At 48.3% G+C, this 17,237-nt stretch carries 13 protein-coding genes; 12 read left to right on the top strand and 1 reads right to left on the bottom strand.

All coding sequences use genetic code 11. The features are described from left to right. Positions 1 to 74: 74 nt before the first annotated feature. The 3 genes from HQN88_RS01275 to galU are packed head-to-tail and all read left to right on the top strand — an operon-like array spanning position 75 to position 2,795. Positions 75 to 986, top strand: coding sequence for a selenium metabolism-associated LysR family transcriptional regulator (locus tag HQN88_RS01275; RefSeq protein ID WP_171635521.1), 912 nt, complete (start codon positions 75 to 77; stop codon positions 984 to 986). A gap of 17 nt (positions 987 to 1,003) precedes the next feature. Then, entirely contained in the window at positions 1,004 to 1,855 is an 852-nt protein-coding gene (locus HQN88_RS01270) for a PHP domain-containing protein (protein ID WP_173108456.1), read from the top strand. Between the two features lie 58 nt (positions 1,856 to 1,913). After that, entirely contained in the window at positions 1,914 to 2,795 is an 882-nt protein-coding gene (gene galU / locus HQN88_RS01265) for a UTP--glucose-1-phosphate uridylyltransferase GalU (protein ID WP_173108455.1), read from the top strand. A gap of 315 nt (positions 2,796 to 3,110) precedes the next feature. On the opposite strand, the gene HQN88_RS01260 is transcribed toward galU, so the two are convergent. Continuing rightward, positions 3,111 to 4,874 carry an Rqc2 family fibronectin-binding protein gene (locus tag HQN88_RS01260; RefSeq protein WP_173108454.1) on the bottom strand — a complete coding sequence of 588 codons (1,764 nt, stop codon included), beginning with the start codon at positions 4,872 to 4,874 and terminating at the stop codon, positions 3,111 to 3,113. A 269-nt stretch (positions 4,875 to 5,143) separates the two neighbouring features. Here HQN88_RS01260 and HQN88_RS01255 point away from each other — a divergent pair, with 269 nt between their 5' ends. The 9 genes from HQN88_RS01255 to priA all read left to right on the top strand — a co-directional run bounded on the left by HQN88_RS01255 (position 5,144) and on the right by priA (position 17,226). Continuing rightward, positions 5,144 to 7,957 (top strand): calcium-translocating P-type ATPase, SERCA-type, encoded by a 2,814-nt coding sequence (locus HQN88_RS01255; protein ID WP_173108453.1) that lies wholly within the window; start codon positions 5,144 to 5,146, stop codon positions 7,955 to 7,957. A gap of 586 nt (positions 7,958 to 8,543) precedes the next feature. After that, complete coding sequence (dapF, locus tag HQN88_RS01250; protein WP_173108452.1) at positions 8,544 to 9,374, top strand: diaminopimelate epimerase; 831 nt, start codon at positions 8,544 to 8,546, stop codon at positions 9,372 to 9,374. 16 nt (positions 9,375 to 9,390) lie between these two features. Beyond that, entirely contained in the window at positions 9,391 to 11,265 is a 1,875-nt protein-coding gene (locus tag HQN88_RS01245) for a bifunctional homocysteine S-methyltransferase/methylenetetrahydrofolate reductase (RefSeq protein WP_173108451.1), read from the top strand. A 29-nt stretch (positions 11,266 to 11,294) separates the two neighbouring features. Next, positions 11,295 to 12,179 carry a YicC/YloC family endoribonuclease gene (locus HQN88_RS01240; protein ID WP_173108450.1) on the top strand — a complete coding sequence of 295 codons (885 nt, stop codon included), beginning with the start codon at positions 11,295 to 11,297 and terminating at the stop codon, positions 12,177 to 12,179. A gap of 34 nt (positions 12,180 to 12,213) precedes the next feature. Further along, entirely contained in the window at positions 12,214 to 12,474 is a 261-nt protein-coding gene (gene remA, locus HQN88_RS01235; protein WP_009672664.1) for an extracellular matrix/biofilm regulator RemA, read from the top strand. Next, positions 12,464 to 13,102, top strand: a complete 639-nt coding sequence (gene gmk, locus HQN88_RS01230; protein ID WP_056612367.1) for a guanylate kinase — start codon at positions 12,464 to 12,466, stop codon at positions 13,100 to 13,102. The genes remA and gmk overlap by 11 nt, the downstream gene beginning before the upstream one ends. Beyond that, on the top strand, positions 13,103 to 13,330 hold the full coding sequence (gene rpoZ, locus HQN88_RS01225; protein WP_056612362.1) for a DNA-directed RNA polymerase subunit omega: 228 nt from the start codon (positions 13,103 to 13,105) through the stop codon (positions 13,328 to 13,330). Between the two features lie 159 nt (positions 13,331 to 13,489). After that, positions 13,490 to 14,713 carry a bifunctional phosphopantothenoylcysteine decarboxylase/phosphopantothenate--cysteine ligase CoaBC gene (gene coaBC, locus HQN88_RS01220; RefSeq protein WP_173108449.1) on the top strand — a complete coding sequence of 408 codons (1,224 nt, stop codon included), beginning with the start codon at positions 13,490 to 13,492 and terminating at the stop codon, positions 14,711 to 14,713. Further along, positions 14,713 to 17,226, top strand: coding sequence for a primosomal protein N' (priA, locus tag HQN88_RS01215; protein WP_173108448.1), 2,514 nt, complete (start codon positions 14,713 to 14,715; stop codon positions 17,224 to 17,226). Before coaBC ends, priA begins: the two co-directional genes overlap by 1 nt. Positions 17,227 to 17,237 lie beyond the last annotated feature (11 nt).

The raw sequence follows: 17,237 nt of genomic DNA, 5'->3' as shown, positions 1-17,237 counted from the left end.
TACTCTTTTTTTGTCGTCTTGATGGACTGTACGGGTTCGATTTCATATAATGGAGCAAAGAGAGGCGGTAGATCATGGCACTTAATTTTCATCAATTACACATTTTCTATACCGTAGCGGAAAAAGGCAGTTTCTCACATGCAGCCGGTGCGTTACATATGACACAGCCGGCCGTGACAATGCAAGTACAGTCACTTGAGGATTACTTTGGCGTGAAGCTCTTTCATCGCAGCACCAAGAAGATCGAACTGTCCGAAGCAGGACGAGCTTTACTGCCATTTGCCAAAAATAGCATTGAACTTATTCGGGACACCGATGTCGCGATGTCGAAATTTACAATGATGATCGAGGGTCGACTTCAGCTGGGCGCCAGCTTAACGATGGGAGAGTATATTTTACCTCGTCTTCTAGGCCCATTCAGCAAGGATTACCCGAACATTTCTGTTTCAATGAAAGTAATGAATACAGCACAAATCTTGGACGAGGTGCTTAGTCATCAGCTCAATTTCGGTCTTGTTGAGGCGCCTATTCATCATCCGGACGTGCATACCGAACCGATCCTTAGCGACGAACTGCGACTCATCGTTCCATCGGACCATCCATTAGCAGATGCCCCCGTTGTTACATTGGAAGAGCTGTTGAAGTATCCGTTTGTTTTGCGTGAACAGGGCTCAGGCACTAGGAGAGTTATGGAGGAAGAATTCGCTCGCTGCAACATGGATTGTTCTTCGATGAAGATTGTGATGGAGCTAGGAAGCACAGGAGCCATCAAATCGGCCGTTGAAGCGGGATTAGGGATATCCATCTTATCGCAATCGTCCGTGAAGCATGAGGTAACGCTAGGCCTTTTTAAAGTGAAGAAAATCGAGAATATCGTGTTTGAGCGCAGCTTTTATGCGATTTATTTAAACTCGACCTTGCTGCCGATTTCGGCCGTAAGCTTCATGACGTTCTTGAGACAAGAAGATTTAAGTCGTTTTCTATAAGAAGGACGGGGGATCGAATGGAAGCAGACCTACATTCACATACAACAGCCTCAGACGGGACACAGTCTCCCAGAGCGAATGTCGCAATGGCTTTAGAAGCCGGATTAGGTGCAATTGCGATTACCGATCATGATACCATCTCGGGGGTAGCGGAGGCGCTTGCTGCTGGCTTGGAATTGGGCATTGTCGTTGTTCCCGGAGTAGAAATCTCAACGGTTGCGAACGGTCAGGACATTCATATTCTGGGTTATTACATGAACATTGAGGATGAACAATTTCTACAACGATTATCGTCCTTACGCGATACAAGGGATACCCGTAATGAGATGATTATTGCACGACTGCAGGAGCTAAGCATCGACATTACGATGGAGGAAGTTCTTAAAGAAGTTGCCAATGTGAAGCGCAAAGGTGATACGGTTGGGCGGCCACATATTGCTGCTGTGCTTATGAATAAAGGTTATGTAAGCACAATCACAGAAGCCTTCGATCGCTATTTGGCTACTGGAGCGGCTGCTTACGCCAATCCACCTCGTATTGAGCCGGCTACGGCGATTTCATGGATTCATGAGGCTGGCGGCAAAGCGGTGCTTGCACACCCCGGTATTTATCACGATGATGCTTTAGTAGAGGTCATTACTTCACAAGGATTAGATGGCATTGAAGTGTACCATGCTGATCATTCGCCAGAAGATGAGGAAAGATATAGACTTCTTGCAGAGCGTAAGGGACTGCTGATCACAGCAGGCTCTGATTTCCATGGCGTACGTGGTGATACTGCTTTCCACGGAGCTATCGGCTCGAAACGCATCGGCATGGATGTCGTGGAACATTTAAAGTCAAGCGTAGGCTTCCGAAGCGAGTTTTGAGGTTGCAATTTTACACTTCGCTTGCAAGGGTTACTCGAAACTTTTAGGAGGATCATTCATGAAAAAAATTCGGAAAGCTATTATTCCCGCGGCGGGATTAGGCACTCGGTTCCTGCCCGCAACGAAGGCGCAGCCTAAGGAAATGCTGCCTATCGTTGACAAACCAGCGATTCAGTACATTGTAGAAGAAGCGATTGAGTCCGGCATTGAGGATATTATCATCGTTACAGGGCGAAACAAACGTGCGATCGAGGATCATTTTGATAAATCCGTAGAGCTTGAGATGATGCTTGAAGAAAAAGGGAGCACTCAGCTGCTGGAGATTGTGAAATCGGTGTCTAATCTAGCGGATGTTCATTACATTCGTCAGAAGCAGCCGCTTGGCTTGGGTCACGCTATTCTCTGCGCGCGCAAATTTATTGGAGATGAACCATTCGCCGTTTTGCTTGGGGATGATATTCTTCAATCTTCACCGCCAGGGCTTAAACAGATGATGGATATCTATGAGCAAACGGAAACCTCCGTCATTGCGGTTCAAGAGGTGCCTTGGGCTGATGTTAGTAAATATGGGATCGTTTCTCCAGCGGCGAGCTACGCGAACTATCGATTGATTGAGGATCTGGTAGAGAAGCCCGATCGTGATCAAGCGCCTTCGAATTTAGCGGTAATTGGCCGATATATTATTTTGCCGGAAATTTTCCGCATTTTGGAGCGTCAAGAGCCTGGCCGCGGCGGTGAGATTCAATTAACGGATGCATTGCGCGTGCTGAATAAGGAACAGCAGATGGCGGCTTATCTGATGCAAGCGAAGCGATACGACGTTGGAGACAAGCTTGGATATATTGAAGCAACTATTGAACTTGCCTTACAGCGCCCGGATTTGCAAGAGCAAGTAAAGGCTTATATTCTTTCATTAACTCAGCAATGGGACAAACAGTAGTCTGTACATAAGGAGAAAAACCTATCGAGACGCTCGATAGGTTTTTTGGGCTTTCACCATATTTTGTTGTAGTCCGATATTTCCCAACTAAAAAGGGGTTCCCGCCCAAAAAAGAATAGATAGCCCGATTCTGCCGAATTAATTGGCTATTTTTCTCTAGTAATCGTTGTTTGGGGTGATTTAAGTGTGCAAAATCGGATTAATTGAGTTTGGATGACGCTGATGTCGAGATTAGTTGGCTATTTTCGGACTATTGAGCGAACCCATCATACTTACAATGGCGCAGGTGTTGATTTTGCGTGCTTTTTTGCGTACTCACTTGATAGTCACTTTCAATTGCTTGATTTCTTCTTCCTCTGGTGTCACATAAAGTGTTTTCTGATTTACATAAATGACAAAGCCAGGCTTCGAGCCGTTAGGTTTATGGACGTGCTTGATCGTTGTGTAATCCACAGGAACTTGACTCGAGTTTTTGGCTTGACTGAAGAAAGCAGCTAGCTGAGCGGCTTCAAGCAAGGTGGTGTCGCTGAACTCACCGCGAATGACGACGTGAGAGCCAGGGATATCTTTTGTGTGCAGCCAGGTATCCATCGAAGAAGCAAGACGATTCGTCAGATATTCGTTCTGCGTATTATTTTTACCAACATAGATAGGTACGCCCTCGCTGGATTCGTAGCAGGCTAGAGCGGGCTTATCTTTTTTCTTTTTCTTACGCTGCTTTTTGTTGCGATCGCGCACGTAGCCTTGCTCCATAAGCTCATCGCGAATCTCTTCAATATCCGGTAAGGAGGCAACGCTCAACTGCTGCAGCAGCGTCGTGAGATAGGTAATCTCTTGGTGCGTTTGGGCAATTTGCTCCTCAACGATCACCGTGCTGTTTTTCAATTTACTATATTTCTTAAAATAACGCTGTGCGTTCTCTGCCGGGCCAAGAAGCGGGTCCAGTGTGATGGTGATCATCGCCTGATCTTCATCGTAGTAATTAATGGCTTGGACTTCTTTGTCGCCTTTCTTGATCGTGTGAAGAGAAGCGGTTAACAGTTCTCCAAGAATGCGATATTTATCCGCGTCTTTGGAATCTTCGATCGTGTCTTGGAGTTTTTCCAGTTTTTTAACATTTTTATTGACTTCATTTTGTAAAAATTTCAATAAATCAGATACACGTTGTTTAACCGTATCTCTTTCCGCTTTGTCGCCATAGAATTGCTCCAAACATAAGCTTGGCGAAGCGTATGATTTCGACGTGCCCTTGATATGCGTAAGTGGTGTCATCGCGAAGAATAGTTTGCCTGTAGGTTCTTGCTCTACAATGACAGGTTCATAGCGATCCTCGCGCATCGCGGTCATTACTTCACTGAACGCCTGCCACAGCGATGCGGTATCGACTTCCGTTTTTCCTTGCATACTCCGGTATACGATTTCCTTGGCGATCAGTGGACTGAGTCCGCTGAATGCAGCAACCAGCTGCTGCTCTGGTTTAATTGGCGATGGAGATACGGAAACCTCATCTGACGACGATGTCCGCTCTAGGGCTTGGATGAACGCTGCAGCGTCGACCTCAAGTGGGTTTTGTTTATCTTGTTCAGGCGGTGTTACATAGGTACTCCCTGGCATGACAACCCGATACGAACTGATGGCTGGTGTCACATGATGGATGCCGTCTAGAATTGTTCCTGTAGCGGGATCAAGCAAAATGATGTTGCTGTGGCGTCCCATAATTTCCACAATGATATGCTTGAGGGATATATCTCCTAATTCGTCACGGTGACGAATCTGCAAACGAATGACACGTTCCATGCCGATTTGTTCCACGACCTCAATGACGCCACCTTCACAATATTTGCGAAGCAACATACAGAACATAGGCGCATCCATTGGATTCATAGTAACTTGTTCCGTCGTTTGGACGCGTGGGTATGTAGGGTTGGCGGAAAGGAGCAGCTTCACATTCTGCCTTTGGGTGCGAATTTGAAGAACCACGTCATTTTCGCTCGGTTGGTGAATTTTATTAATGCGGCCTCCTACATACATTTGAAGCTCGTGAACAATTGCATGAAGGACGAGTCCGTCTAAAGCCATGATGCATACAACTCCATTCTTTGAGGCTAGTTGTCATTTGTCATTGCGGTTACCTCTACATTTCGTGTCTGACAACTTTGCTAATCTCTATGATGCCATACTTTTCGCAAAAACTTAAGGGGCTCTGGACAGGAAAGATGATTTCAGGGATATTTTCCTGCTTGTCTGAATACAAATACGTATAAGCTAATGCTTCCGAAGCGAGTTTTTCTTCGAAAAACTTTAAAGTGTGAGACAAGATCAAGTGGATGTAGGAGGGAGAAGGGCGGATGAGTCAGAATAAGTGGTACCAGTTGAACTCGGAGGATGTCTTGCAATTGCAGCAGGTGGATATACAGCAAGGATTGCCCTGGGAAGAGGCTTGGAAACGGCAGGCTGAGGTAGGGCGAAACGAGCTCTCAGAGGGGCAGCGTGTATCACCAATCACACTGCTCTTAAATCAATTTAAAGATTTCATGGTGCTGGTCCTATTGGGGGCGACTCTAATCTCCGGCTTGCTAGGTGAATATTTAGATGCGATTACGATTGTCGTCATTATTGTGATGAACGGGATACTGGGCTTTACACAGGAGTTTCGAGCGGAACGCTCACTACGTGCACTGAAAGAGCTGTCTGCGCCGAATGCCAATGTGTGGAGAGAAGGAGCCATTCATCAAATTCCGGCGCGGGATCTCGTGCCAGGGGATATTGTGTTCCTGGAGAGCGGAGATAGGGTCCCAGCGGATGTTCGGTTTCTGGAGACGAATGGCGTCTATATCGAAGAGTCCGCCTTAACTGGTGAGTCTATTGCCGTTAGTAAATCGATTGCTCCTATTGCTCATGACGAAGTTCCGCTTGGCGATCAGCGCAATCTGGGCTTCATGGGGACGATGGTTTCTCGTGGCACGGCGAAAGCAGTTGTCGTTCGAATCGGAATGGGCACGGAAATGGGCAAAATCGCTGACCTGATTCAAAATACAGAATCCATGGAAACACCGCTGCAGCACCGATTGGAGCAGTTAGGTAAAATCTTAATTATCGTCGCTATCGCGTTGACGATTCTTGTTGTTGTAGCTGGTATCATGCATGGACAACCACCGTATGCGATGTTCTTGGCAGGTGTCAGCTTAGCTGTTGCTGCTATCCCAGAAGGGCTTCCAGCGATTGTAACCATTGCACTAGCGCTCGGCGTCCAGCGAATGATTAAGCGGAAAGCAATCGTCCGAAAGCTGCCTTCGGTGGAGACATTAGGTTGTGCTTCCGTCATTTGTTCAGATAAAACGGGAACGTTGACGCAGAACAAAATGACCGTGACCCATTTGTGGGTCGGCGGTGATGTGCTAGAGGTAACGGGAGACGGTTATGCGCCGGTTGGTCACATTCTTCTGAGCGGTCAACATACGGACGCGCACAAGCATCCAACTCTTTCGAAGCTGCTCCACGTGTCAGCTCTTTGTAATAACGCAACCTTAGTCGAAGAAAAACAAGAAACGAAGCGAAAGAAAGGGAAAGACGGCACTGGGGGACCATCTTCCATTTGGAACATTAAAGGGGATCCAACAGAAGGAGCCTTAGTTGTTCTAAGTGCTAAGAGCGGGATTACGCAAGTTTCGCTGAGTGAAAAATATAAACGGATCGCCGAGTTCCCTTTTGATTCGGAACGCAAACGGATGTCCGTCCTAGTGTCCTCTGAGAATGGACGTATGGCTTGTACCAAAGGCGCGCCGGATGTATTGCTGCAGCATTGCAGCTATATTTTGTGGGACGGCAAAGTCATTCCCTTCACATCTACATTGAAACAAAAGGTCATATCAGCGAATGAAGGCATGGCCAAATCAGCGCTGCGGGTGTTGGGTATTGCCTATAAGGAACTTAAAGCGAGTGATCGCTATGATGATCATGAGGATGTTGAGAATGGCTTAGTCTTCGTAGGGTTAACCGGTATGATCGATCCTCCGCGCAAAGAAGTGCGTGAAGCGATCTCCAAATGCCGCAAGGCGGGCATTAAGACGGTTATGATCACCGGGGATCACCAAACGACAGCAGAAGCTATTGCGAAGCAGCTTGGGATGATTCCAACCAATGGTGTCTCCATGAGCGGTCAGCAAATCGGACAGCTCTCCGATGATGAGCTCGACGCCAAAGTCAATGATACCTACGTCTATGCAAGGGTGTCCCCTGAGCATAAGCTGCGTATTGTGAAATCGTTGCAGCGCAATGGACACGTTGTTGCCATGACGGGTGATGGCGTTAACGATGCACCAGCCATTAAAGCGGCTGATATCGGTATTGCGATGGGGATTACGGGAACCGATGTATCCAAAGAGGCCTCCTCCTTAATTCTTAGCGATGATAATTTCTCGACGATCGTTGCAGCGATTGAAGAGGGGCGCAGCATCTATGAAAATATCCGCAAGTTCATTCGCTATTTGCTCGCTTCTAACGTTGGCGAGATTATGACGATGTTCATCGCCATGATGGCGGGGCTTCCGCTTCCGCTTGTGCCTATTCAAATTCTATGGGTGAATTTAGTGACAGATGGTCTGCCAGCGATGGCACTAGGTGTGGATCAGGCAGAGAAAGACCTCATGCAGCATAAGCCGCGCTCGGCTAAGGAAAGTATTTTTGCAAGACGCTTAGGCTGGAAAATTATTTCCCGTGGTATCCTCATCGGGGTATGCACATTGGGGGCTTTCTGGCTCATCTTACGTGTAAATCCAACCGATGCAGAGACCTTGTTGAAAGCGCAAAGTGTCGCGTTTGCGACCTTGGTTATGGCGCAGCTCATTCATGTGTTTGACTGTCGTAGTTCACGCTCCATTTTTCATCGGAATCCTTTGCAAAATAAGTACTTAGTTCTCGCAGTGCTATCATCGCTCATTCTTATGCTTGGTGTTATGTACATCGAAGCGCTTCAACCGATTTTCAAAACCGTTCCGCTTGGCTGGAAAGATTGGATTCTCGTATTAGTTGCAGCGGGCATTCCGACCTTCTTTATGGGGCTAGGCAGTGTGTTGTCGCCAAAACGCAACAAAGGTTCCAGAGGTTCGAGAGGGTCAAGCGCTTCTGTGTATACGAAATCATCTAAACCGAGCTTCCGATAAGGGATATGGATAGATGGATGGAAGATGGAAAGAGCTGCCGTGAGGCAGCTCTTTCCTGATTAAGGCCCCATCTTCACTTCGACGCTGCCCCACCAGACTCCCGCTCGGCCTACGAGTAGATGTATTTTCTACAGTTAATTTACTGGAATTTCCTTTGGATCTCCGAATACATGGATTTTCTCTAGTTATTATCGGGGTTTTCTTTGGAATTGAATAGAATAGAAGGGATTAACTACATATTTTCCATTTAAACTCAATTTCAGATGATATTCTCTCGAAATAGATGTAGGTTTTCCAGTAATTTTATTCAGCACCTCCAACTGACACTATTCACCTACCGCAACTTAGCTTACCAACTCACTATTCACCTACTACAACTCATCCCACCAACAGATGCTTACTCACTCACCCTATCCCATCTGATCTCCCTAGCAAACTCCCACCAACTGCACCAAATCCAAATGTCACTGTCAGGTTTACAACTATGGCGATTTAGCGACTATGGCGTACTCCGAGGGCGCAGGGCTATGCATACTGACGATTTTACGCTATGATAATGGCTAAACCGCACATAGGGGTGCTTCACATGAATTTTACGAAAATGCACGGACTTGGCAATGATTTTATTGTCGTAGCCGGAGAGAAAGAGCTGCCTGCCGGGGCGGACCAGTTGGCTATTCAGTTATGTAATCGATTTTTTAGCATCGGTGCTGACGGTGTTGTCTTTATTCTTCCTTCTGAGAAAGCTGATTTTCAAATGCGCATTATCAACTCGGATGGATCTGAGGCCGAGCAATGCGGCAACGCGATCCGCTGTGTTTCCAAATATGTTTACGATCATAAGTTGATTGATGCTACTGAAATTACCATTGAGACCATCGGTGCTGGTGTACAGAAGGTGCAAGTACATGTGCAAGATGGCCGAGTTGTGACTGCTCGTGTGGACATGGGCGAGCCTATTCTACAAGGACTTCGGGTACCGACGACAGTTGATGCCGACGAGGTGATTGATTATCCAATCGAGGTAGATGGCACATCGTTTCGTTTCACAGCGGTATCCATGGGGAATCCGCATTGTGTCATTTATGTAGAGGATGCTGTGAATTTTGACCTGGCAACATGGGGCCCTAAACTTGAGGCACATCCTATGTTTCCGCGTAAAATAAATGTCGAATTCGCAACCGTTCGAGATCGCGCTTTTACAGATATGCGTGTTTGGGAACGTGGCGCTGGGCCTACGCTTGCTTGCGGAACGGGCGCGTGTGCTACGCTAGTATCTTCCGTGCTGAATGGTCTATCTGATCGTGAAGCGACCGTTTCACTCAAAGGTGGAAATTTGTTCATCGAGTGGCTGGAAGAGGACAATCACGTCTATATGACGGGGCCTGCGGAAGAAGTGTTTACAGGCAAACTATAGATAGGGGAAATGATGCATGAAATTGGATCTTCGTGCAGCGCTGCAACAGGAAATTTTGACCGGTGACGGCGCTATGGGGACATACTTATATCAGATGGGATTTCCCGTCGGCATTTCATATGAAGAATTGAATTTGCTAAGACCGGAAACGGTCGCTGACGTGCACCGCCGTTATTTCGAGGCAGGTGCTCGTCTTATTGAAACGAATACGTTTTCGGCGAATCGGGAGAAATTGTCGAAATATGGGTTGGAAGGCGACGTTGAAGCCATTAACCGTGCGGGTGTTGAGCTGGCTAGGAATGCTGTTGGCGATGACGCTTATGTCGTTGGAGCCATCGGATCCATTCGCGCAGGTAAGAGGAAGAATGTGCGAACCTCCGAGGTTGAGCAATCCTTACGGGAGCAGATTGGTATTCTGCTTGACTCACCAGTGGACGGGCTGTTACTCGAGACCTTCTATGATTTGGAAGAGCTGCAGCTCGCTTTGCGAATTATCCGCAGCATGAGTGGACTTCCTGTGATTTGCCAGTTTGCCAATGAAGGCACGGGCAGCACGCAGGACGGTGTTCCGCTGCAAGAAGCTTTCCTGCGGCTGCGTGATGAAGGTGCTGATGTGATCGGCTTCAACTGCCGAGTCGGCCCGAACGGGATTCTCCGCTCGATGGAGAAAATCGCGCCGATTCCTGGCATTCCATTCTCGGCGTTTCCGAACGCAGGTTTGCCCGACTACGTAGACGGGCACTATACGTATACTGCGACGCCGAAGTATTTCGCCGAAAGCGCGCTGCGCTTCGCTGATCTCGGCGCGCGCATCATCGGCGGCTGCTGCGGCACGACGCCAGAGCACATCGCCGCTGTGGCGAAGGCGCTGCAAGGCTACGTGCCTGCTGCGCCTGGCACAGCCCCTTCGGGAGCCGCTGCGATCGTGCTCGAGCCGGCACCGGCGAAGCCTGCGCCGCCGGCGGGCATTCCTTCGCTGCTGGACATCGTGAAGCAGCGCAAAACCGTCATTGTCGAGCTGGATCCTCCGAAGGATCTCGACATCGAGAAGTTCATGCAGGGGTCGAAGGCCCTGCAGGACGCGCATGTCGACGCCATTACGATGGCCGACAACTCCCTTGCTGTGACGCGCATGAGCAACCTAGCACTCGGCTACCTCGTGCAGGAGCGTTTGGGCGCGCGTCCGCTCATCCACATCGCGTGTCGTGACCGCAACATGATTGGGACGCAGTCCCATCTCATGGGCTTGCACGCGCTGGGAATAGACCACGTGCTGGCCGTGACCGGCGATCCCGCCAAGTTTGGTGATCTCCCGGGGTCCAGCTCTGTGTACGATCTTACCTCATTCGAAATTATTCGGATGATTAAACAGCTCAACGAAGGTATCGCCTTCTCGGGTAAACCGTTGAAGCAGAAGGCTAATTTCGTTGTTGGTGCGGCATTCAACCCGAACGTGAAGCATTTGGATAAAGCCGTTCAGCGCTTGGAGCGCAAGATTGAGGCAGGCGCAGATTATATCATGACGCAGCCCGTGTACGACGCGAAGCTGATTGAAGATATTTATGAAGCGACCAAGCATTTACAAATTCCTATTTTCATCGGCATCGCCCCGCTGGCTAGTGGTGGCAATGCCGAATACCTGCATAATGAGGTTCCAGGTATTCGTCTATCCGATGAAGTTAGAGCACGGATGGATGGCTTGAAAGGTCCAGAAGGTCGCGCAATGGGTGTGGAGATTGCCAAAGAATTGCTGGATACCGCGATGCAATACTTTAATGGTATTTATCTGATGACCCCATTTCTGGCGTATGAAATGTGCGTAGATCTGACGAACTATGTGTGGGAAAAGTCGAAAAGGCATGATTTCCACTTGTACCCACTTTCAAAATGAATTAAAATAGGGTAATGGATGTGATTAGAATGATTTGCAGTATGACCGGGTTCGGACAAGCGAATCGTTCTTTTGCGGGATACAACGTGTTTATCGATGTGAAATCGGTCAATCATAGGTATAGTGAAGTGTCGATTCGGTTGCCTAAGGAATGGGCGGCTTTTGAGGACGCTTTGAAGAAAACGGTATTGCATGCTGTGAAGCGAGGACGAGTAGATGTCTTCATCACGGCGGAACGTGAAACAGCTTCCCCGAAGAACGTAACGGTTAATTATGCTTTGGCAGATGCTTACCTGGAAGCAGCCGAGCAGTTGAAGCAGCGGTATGGGATCACGGGGCAGGTAGATCTTAACGATTTATTGAAACTGCCTGAGCTGATTCAAATGAAAGATGTTCGTCAAGAGCCTGATGACGAGATTGAACAGGAGTTATGCGCCTGCTTACAGGAAGCTGTCACTCAGCTATCCACTATGAGACACCGCGAAGGTGAATTCTTAGAGCGGGATATCCGCGATCGGCTAACTGAGATGAAGCGAATTCATATCGAGTTAGAAGCACTTGCTCCTCAAGTCGTTCAGGAGTATGCGACGAAGATGACGATTCGCATTCAGTCCCTCGTTCTCGATGGGATACCTGTGGATGAGCAGCGCCTAGCGACTGAGATTGCTCTCTTCGCAGATCGTTCTAATGTGGATGAGGAATTAACTCGTCTGAAGAGTCATTTTGGGCAATGTGAGGCATTGCTTTTAGACAAAGAGCCTGTTGGCCGAAAGTTGGATTTCTTAATTCAAGAAATGAATCGGGAAGTGAACACGATCGGATCGAAGTCGAATCATTCGGAGCCTACGGCTAGAGTGATTGCGATGAAAGCAGAGCTTGAGAAAATGCGGGAACAAATACAGAATATCGAGTGAAGCTTGCATGTGCTTCGCGAGGAGGAAGTCCTAGATGGCTATCAAATTAATCAATATCGGGTTCGGCAACATCGTATCGGCGAACCGCATTATCTCGATCGTGAGTCCAGAATCTGCTCCGATCAAGAGAATCATTCAAGAAGCGCGTGATCGTCACATGCTGATTGACGCTACATATGGTAGAAGAACCCGTGCCGTTATTATCACGGACAGCGATCATGTGATTTTATCGGCAGTACAACCAGAGACGGTAGCGCATAGACTTTCGAATAAGGACGATGATCATGACGAGTAATACGAACACTCTTGAGCGTGAGAGAGGTATTCTGATTGTTTTATCCGGACCGTCTGGTGTTGGCAAAGGAACGGTTTGTGCGGCGCTGCGCAAGGTTGCTCCTGATATTGTCTACTCGGTATCAGCGACAACACGTTCTCCTAGACAAGGTGAAGTAGACGGTGTTAATTATTTTTTCAAAACCCGCGAGCAATTTCAGCAGTTGATTGAAACCGATGAAGTGCTGGAATGGGCTGAATATGTGGGCAACTTCTATGGAACACCAAGACGTTTCGTAGAGGAGACGCTGCGTTCAGGTCACGATGTGATCTTGGAAATCGAGGTTCAAGGTGCACTGCAGGTCAAGCAGAAGTTTGACGAAGGTGTATTTATTTTCTTGCTGCCGCCATCTCTAGATGAGCTTGAGAATCGTATTGTTACACGTGGCACGGAAACGGATGAGGTCATCCGCAGTCGCATGTCGGTGGCCATCGATGAAATTCGTCTGATGGAACACTATGATTATGCGATCGTAAATGATCATGTAGATACCGCATGCGCGAAAATACAAGCGATACTAGCCGCTGAGCATTGCAAAAAAGATCGTATGTTTCCAAAAATCGTACAATGGATGGATGAGGTGAATTGAATGTTATACCCTTCAATTGATAAACTGCTTGATATCGTAGACAGCAAGTACTCCCTGGTTGTTGCAGCTTCCAAAAGAGCAAGATCCCTGCGTGATGGTGCAAAATCCGATTTAAAAGGCCAGAAGGCTCATAAGCATGTCGGTGTTGCGTTAGAGGAACTATACGGTAATTACATCGGTTACGAGAAAATTAACACAAACGAGAGCGAGAAATACGCGAAGAAATAAATTGCCTTACCCAACAACCCTCGTGGTTGTTATTTTTTTCTCAAAATATAGGTTTTCTATGTTTCACCTTATTATCGGCTATATTTTTAGATAAACGCTCCCGTCCTTAAATGACGGGGTAGGCGTTTATTCCATTTGGCATTTCGAAAGGGGATTCCCATGGGTGTATTGCAAGGCAAAACGATCGTGCTCGGTGTTTGTGGAGGCATTGCGGCTTATAAAGCTGCTGCATTAACGAGTAAATTAACACAAGCTGGAGCTGTTGTACGGGTGATTATGACGCGCTCGGCAGTGCAATTCGTTGCACCGTTAACATTTCAAACTTTGTCGCGGCATCATGTTTTTGTCGATACTTTCGATGAGAAAGATCCCGCAGTCGTGTCTCACATTAATTTGGCGGACAGCGCGGATCTCGTACTGATCGCCCCAGCTACGGCCAATACAATCGGCAAGCTGGCCTTAGGACTAGGTGATGACATGCTAAGCACAACACTGCTTGCAACCATGGCACCGATCTGGGTGGCGCCTGCGATGAATGTGCATATGTATGCGAATCCAGCCGTACAAACCAACATGGAAACGTTGCTTCGCCGCGGCGTTCGTTTCATTGAACCAGGCGAAGGGCAACTGGCCTGTGGCTACGTGGGCAAGGGGCGTCTTGCTGAGCCTGAGGAGATTTTTGCCGCGGTTGAGCGGCATTTTCAAGGGGAGGCTGGGCGCTTAGCAGGTAAACGTGTGTTAGTGACGGCTGGAGGCACAGTAGAACGTCTGGATCCTGTTCGTTATTTGACCAATGACTCTTCAGGCAAAATGGGTTATGCCATCGCGGAGGAAGCAGTCCGCATGGGGGCCAAGGTAACATTAGTGTCGGGTCCGTCAGCGCTAAGCGTACCTGAAGGCGTGCAGCTTGTTTCGGTGCAGTCTGCGCTGGATATGCGCGAAGCAGTGTTAAGCAGGCTTGCGGAAAGCCAACTTATCATTAAAGCAGCTGCTGTAGCCGACTATCGTCCTGCTGTGGTTGCCGAGCAGAAAATCAAAAAGAAAGCGGACTCGCTGACGCTCGAGCTCGTTAAGAATCCGGATATTTTGCAGGAGATTGGAACGCTGAAGACGAAGAAACAGTTCGTCATTGGGTTTGCTGCGGAAACAGAGCGCTTAGATGAGCATGCAATGGACAAGCTGAAGCGTAAAAATTGTGATCTCATTGTGGGGAACGATGTGTCACAAGAGGGCGCTGGCTTTGGCGGGGATACGAATGTCGTTCGCTTCTATGATCAGAATGGACTTGTACAAGCGCTGCCTATCCAAAGTAAATGGGACGTTGCGCGCAAACTGCTCGAACTCGCTGCAGAGCGAATGGCAGCCGCGGCGGGGGAATCCTAATGTACGCCAAAGTCATTGTCGATGTCCCAGCCAAGCAAACCAATCGGGCATTCGACTATGAAGTGCCGTCATCTCTGAGTAAGTGGGTCGAAGTCGGCAGCCGGGTAGGTGTACCTTTTGGGCCACGTGTTCTGCAAGGCTTTGTGGTTGAACTGCAAGAGGAAACGGAAGTAGACGCGAAGCGCATTAAGCCGATTCAAAATGTGTTGGATCTGGTTCCACCTTTAACGAGCGAACTTGTCAGTCTTGGACGCTGGATCAGTCGTATGTATATGTGCCATGAAGTAACTGCTTTGCAGGCTATGCTTCCTGCGGCACTTAAGGCGAAATATGAGCGTGTCATTATCGTAGGGGATGAATCCCAGGATCAATCTTTTCTCGATATGCCCGATATTGAAGCAATTATTAGCTTTGTGAAGAGTAAGGAATCGGTTTCCATGGACGTGTTGTTGGAGCGTTTTTCGAAGGAAGGCGCTTTGATTAAAGAGCTGTTGTCATCAGGAAGGCTGACGGAAGTGCAGCTAGTGAAGGATCGGATGAATGCCAAAAAGGTGCTGACCGTATTTCCACCTGCAGGCGGTCGTGGCTTGGAAGAGGCGCTTGCCGAGCTTCCGGCCAGAGCGAACAAGCAGAAGGATGTACTGCGCTATTTGACCCTGCATCCGCACGCGATTCGATTGACGGAGCTGATGGAAACGATTGAGGTCGGAGCGAGCACGGTCAAAAGCTTGGCGGATCGCGGCTGGATTGAGCTGCGCGAGGTGGAAGTGATGCGCGACCCGTATATGGGGCGTGCTTTTGAGCGGACGAAGCCGCTTACTCTGACGGAGGAGCAGAGCGGTGTGTTTGCTCCTATTCGCGATGCGGTGGCTGAAGATCGACATGAGGTGTTTCTGCTCCATGGGGTGACGGGGAGCGGAAAGACAGAGGTATACCTACAATCCATCCAGCAATGCTTGGATATGGATAAGGAAGCTATTGTTCTTGTGCCGGAAATTTCATTGACGCCACAGATGGTGGAGCGTTTTAAAGGGAGATTCGGCGACCTCGTTGCTGTTCTGCATAGCCGCTTGTCGAATGGCGAGCGATATGACGAGTGGCGTAAAATTACACGCAAGCAAGTGAAGGTCGTAATCGGCGCACGTTCGGCGATTTTTGCCCCTTTTACGAATATTGGCTTGATCATTATAGATGAAGAGCATGAATCCTCGTATAAACAAGAAGAGAGTCCGAAATATCATACCCGTGATGTGGCTGTTCAAAGGGCGAAGCAGCAAGATGCTGTTGTGGTTCTTGGCTCCGCTACGCCATCTCTCGAGAGTATGGAGAAAACGAGACGCAGGAGAGATCGACCGAAACCTCCTTTTACATTGCTGACCATGAAAGAGCGCGTTGCGAGCAGACCTATGCCGCCTGTGACGATTGTGGATATGCGTGAGGAACTAAAAACCGGTAATCGGTCGATGTTTAGCAGATCCCTGTATAAAGCGATCGAAGAACGGTTACACAAGAAAGAACAGACGGTATTGCTGCTGAATCGACGCGGTTACGCGACATTCGTGATGTGCCGGACGTGCGGTTTCGTTTCACAGTGTCCGCATTGCGACATTTCATTAACGTATCACCAAAGCTCACATGCGCTGCGTTGTCATTATTGCGGTTATGCCGAGCGTGAAGTGAAGGAGTGTCCGAGCTGTCAGTCCGAGCATATTCGTCATTTTGGGACCGGGACGCAGCGTGTCGAGGAAGAGCTGAGTAAGATATTTCCTGGTATTAGGGTCATTCGCATGGATGTGGATACGACGACTGAAAAGGGTTCGCATGAGAAATTATTGACGATGTTTCGTGAGAAACAGGCGGATGTTCTTTTGGGGACGCAGATGGTGGCCAAAGGGTTGGATTTCCCGGATGTTACCTTAGTTGGGGTCATCGCGGCGGATACCGTGCTGAATATACCTGATTTTCGCTCCGCTGAAAGGACGTTTCAGCTCTTAACACAAGTTGCAGGTCGAGCGGGACGGCATGAGAAGCAAGGGGAAGTGTTCGTGCAAACGTACACACCTGACCATTATAGCGTGCAATATGCGAGTCATCATGATTATGTGGCTTTTGCGAACCATGAAATGGATATTCGGGCTAATTTAGGTTATCCACCGTATCAAAGATTGATTTTAATTACGTTCTCACATGAACAAGTACCGCTCTTGGTGCGCATGGCGGAAGCCTTTGTTACACGGTTAAAAGAGATCGCTCTTCCGTACACGAGGCAGCAGGTAGATTTGTTTGCGGAAGCCGTATCGATGGATTCATCCTTTCATTTTGACGTGTTAGGACCTGTTGCATCGCCTATTTCCCGAATCAAAGATAGATATCGATTCCAATGCGTGGTAAAATATCGTGGGGAAGATAGAGCTGCAGAGATCGTTGGGAAGACAGTAGCTTGGTTTGAGGAACGCTCAGCCAAAGAAAAGCTGCTAATAAGCGTGGATGTTGACCCGCAATATTTGATGTAATAACCCCTAAT

Origin of the sequence: Paenibacillus qinlingensis (assembly GCF_013204845.1) — a bacterium.
Taxonomy (GTDB): domain Bacteria; phylum Bacillota; class Bacilli; order Paenibacillales; family NBRC-103111; genus Paenibacillus_E; species Paenibacillus_E qinlingensis.
This window is presented reverse-complemented; position numbering and strand designations above follow the sequence as displayed.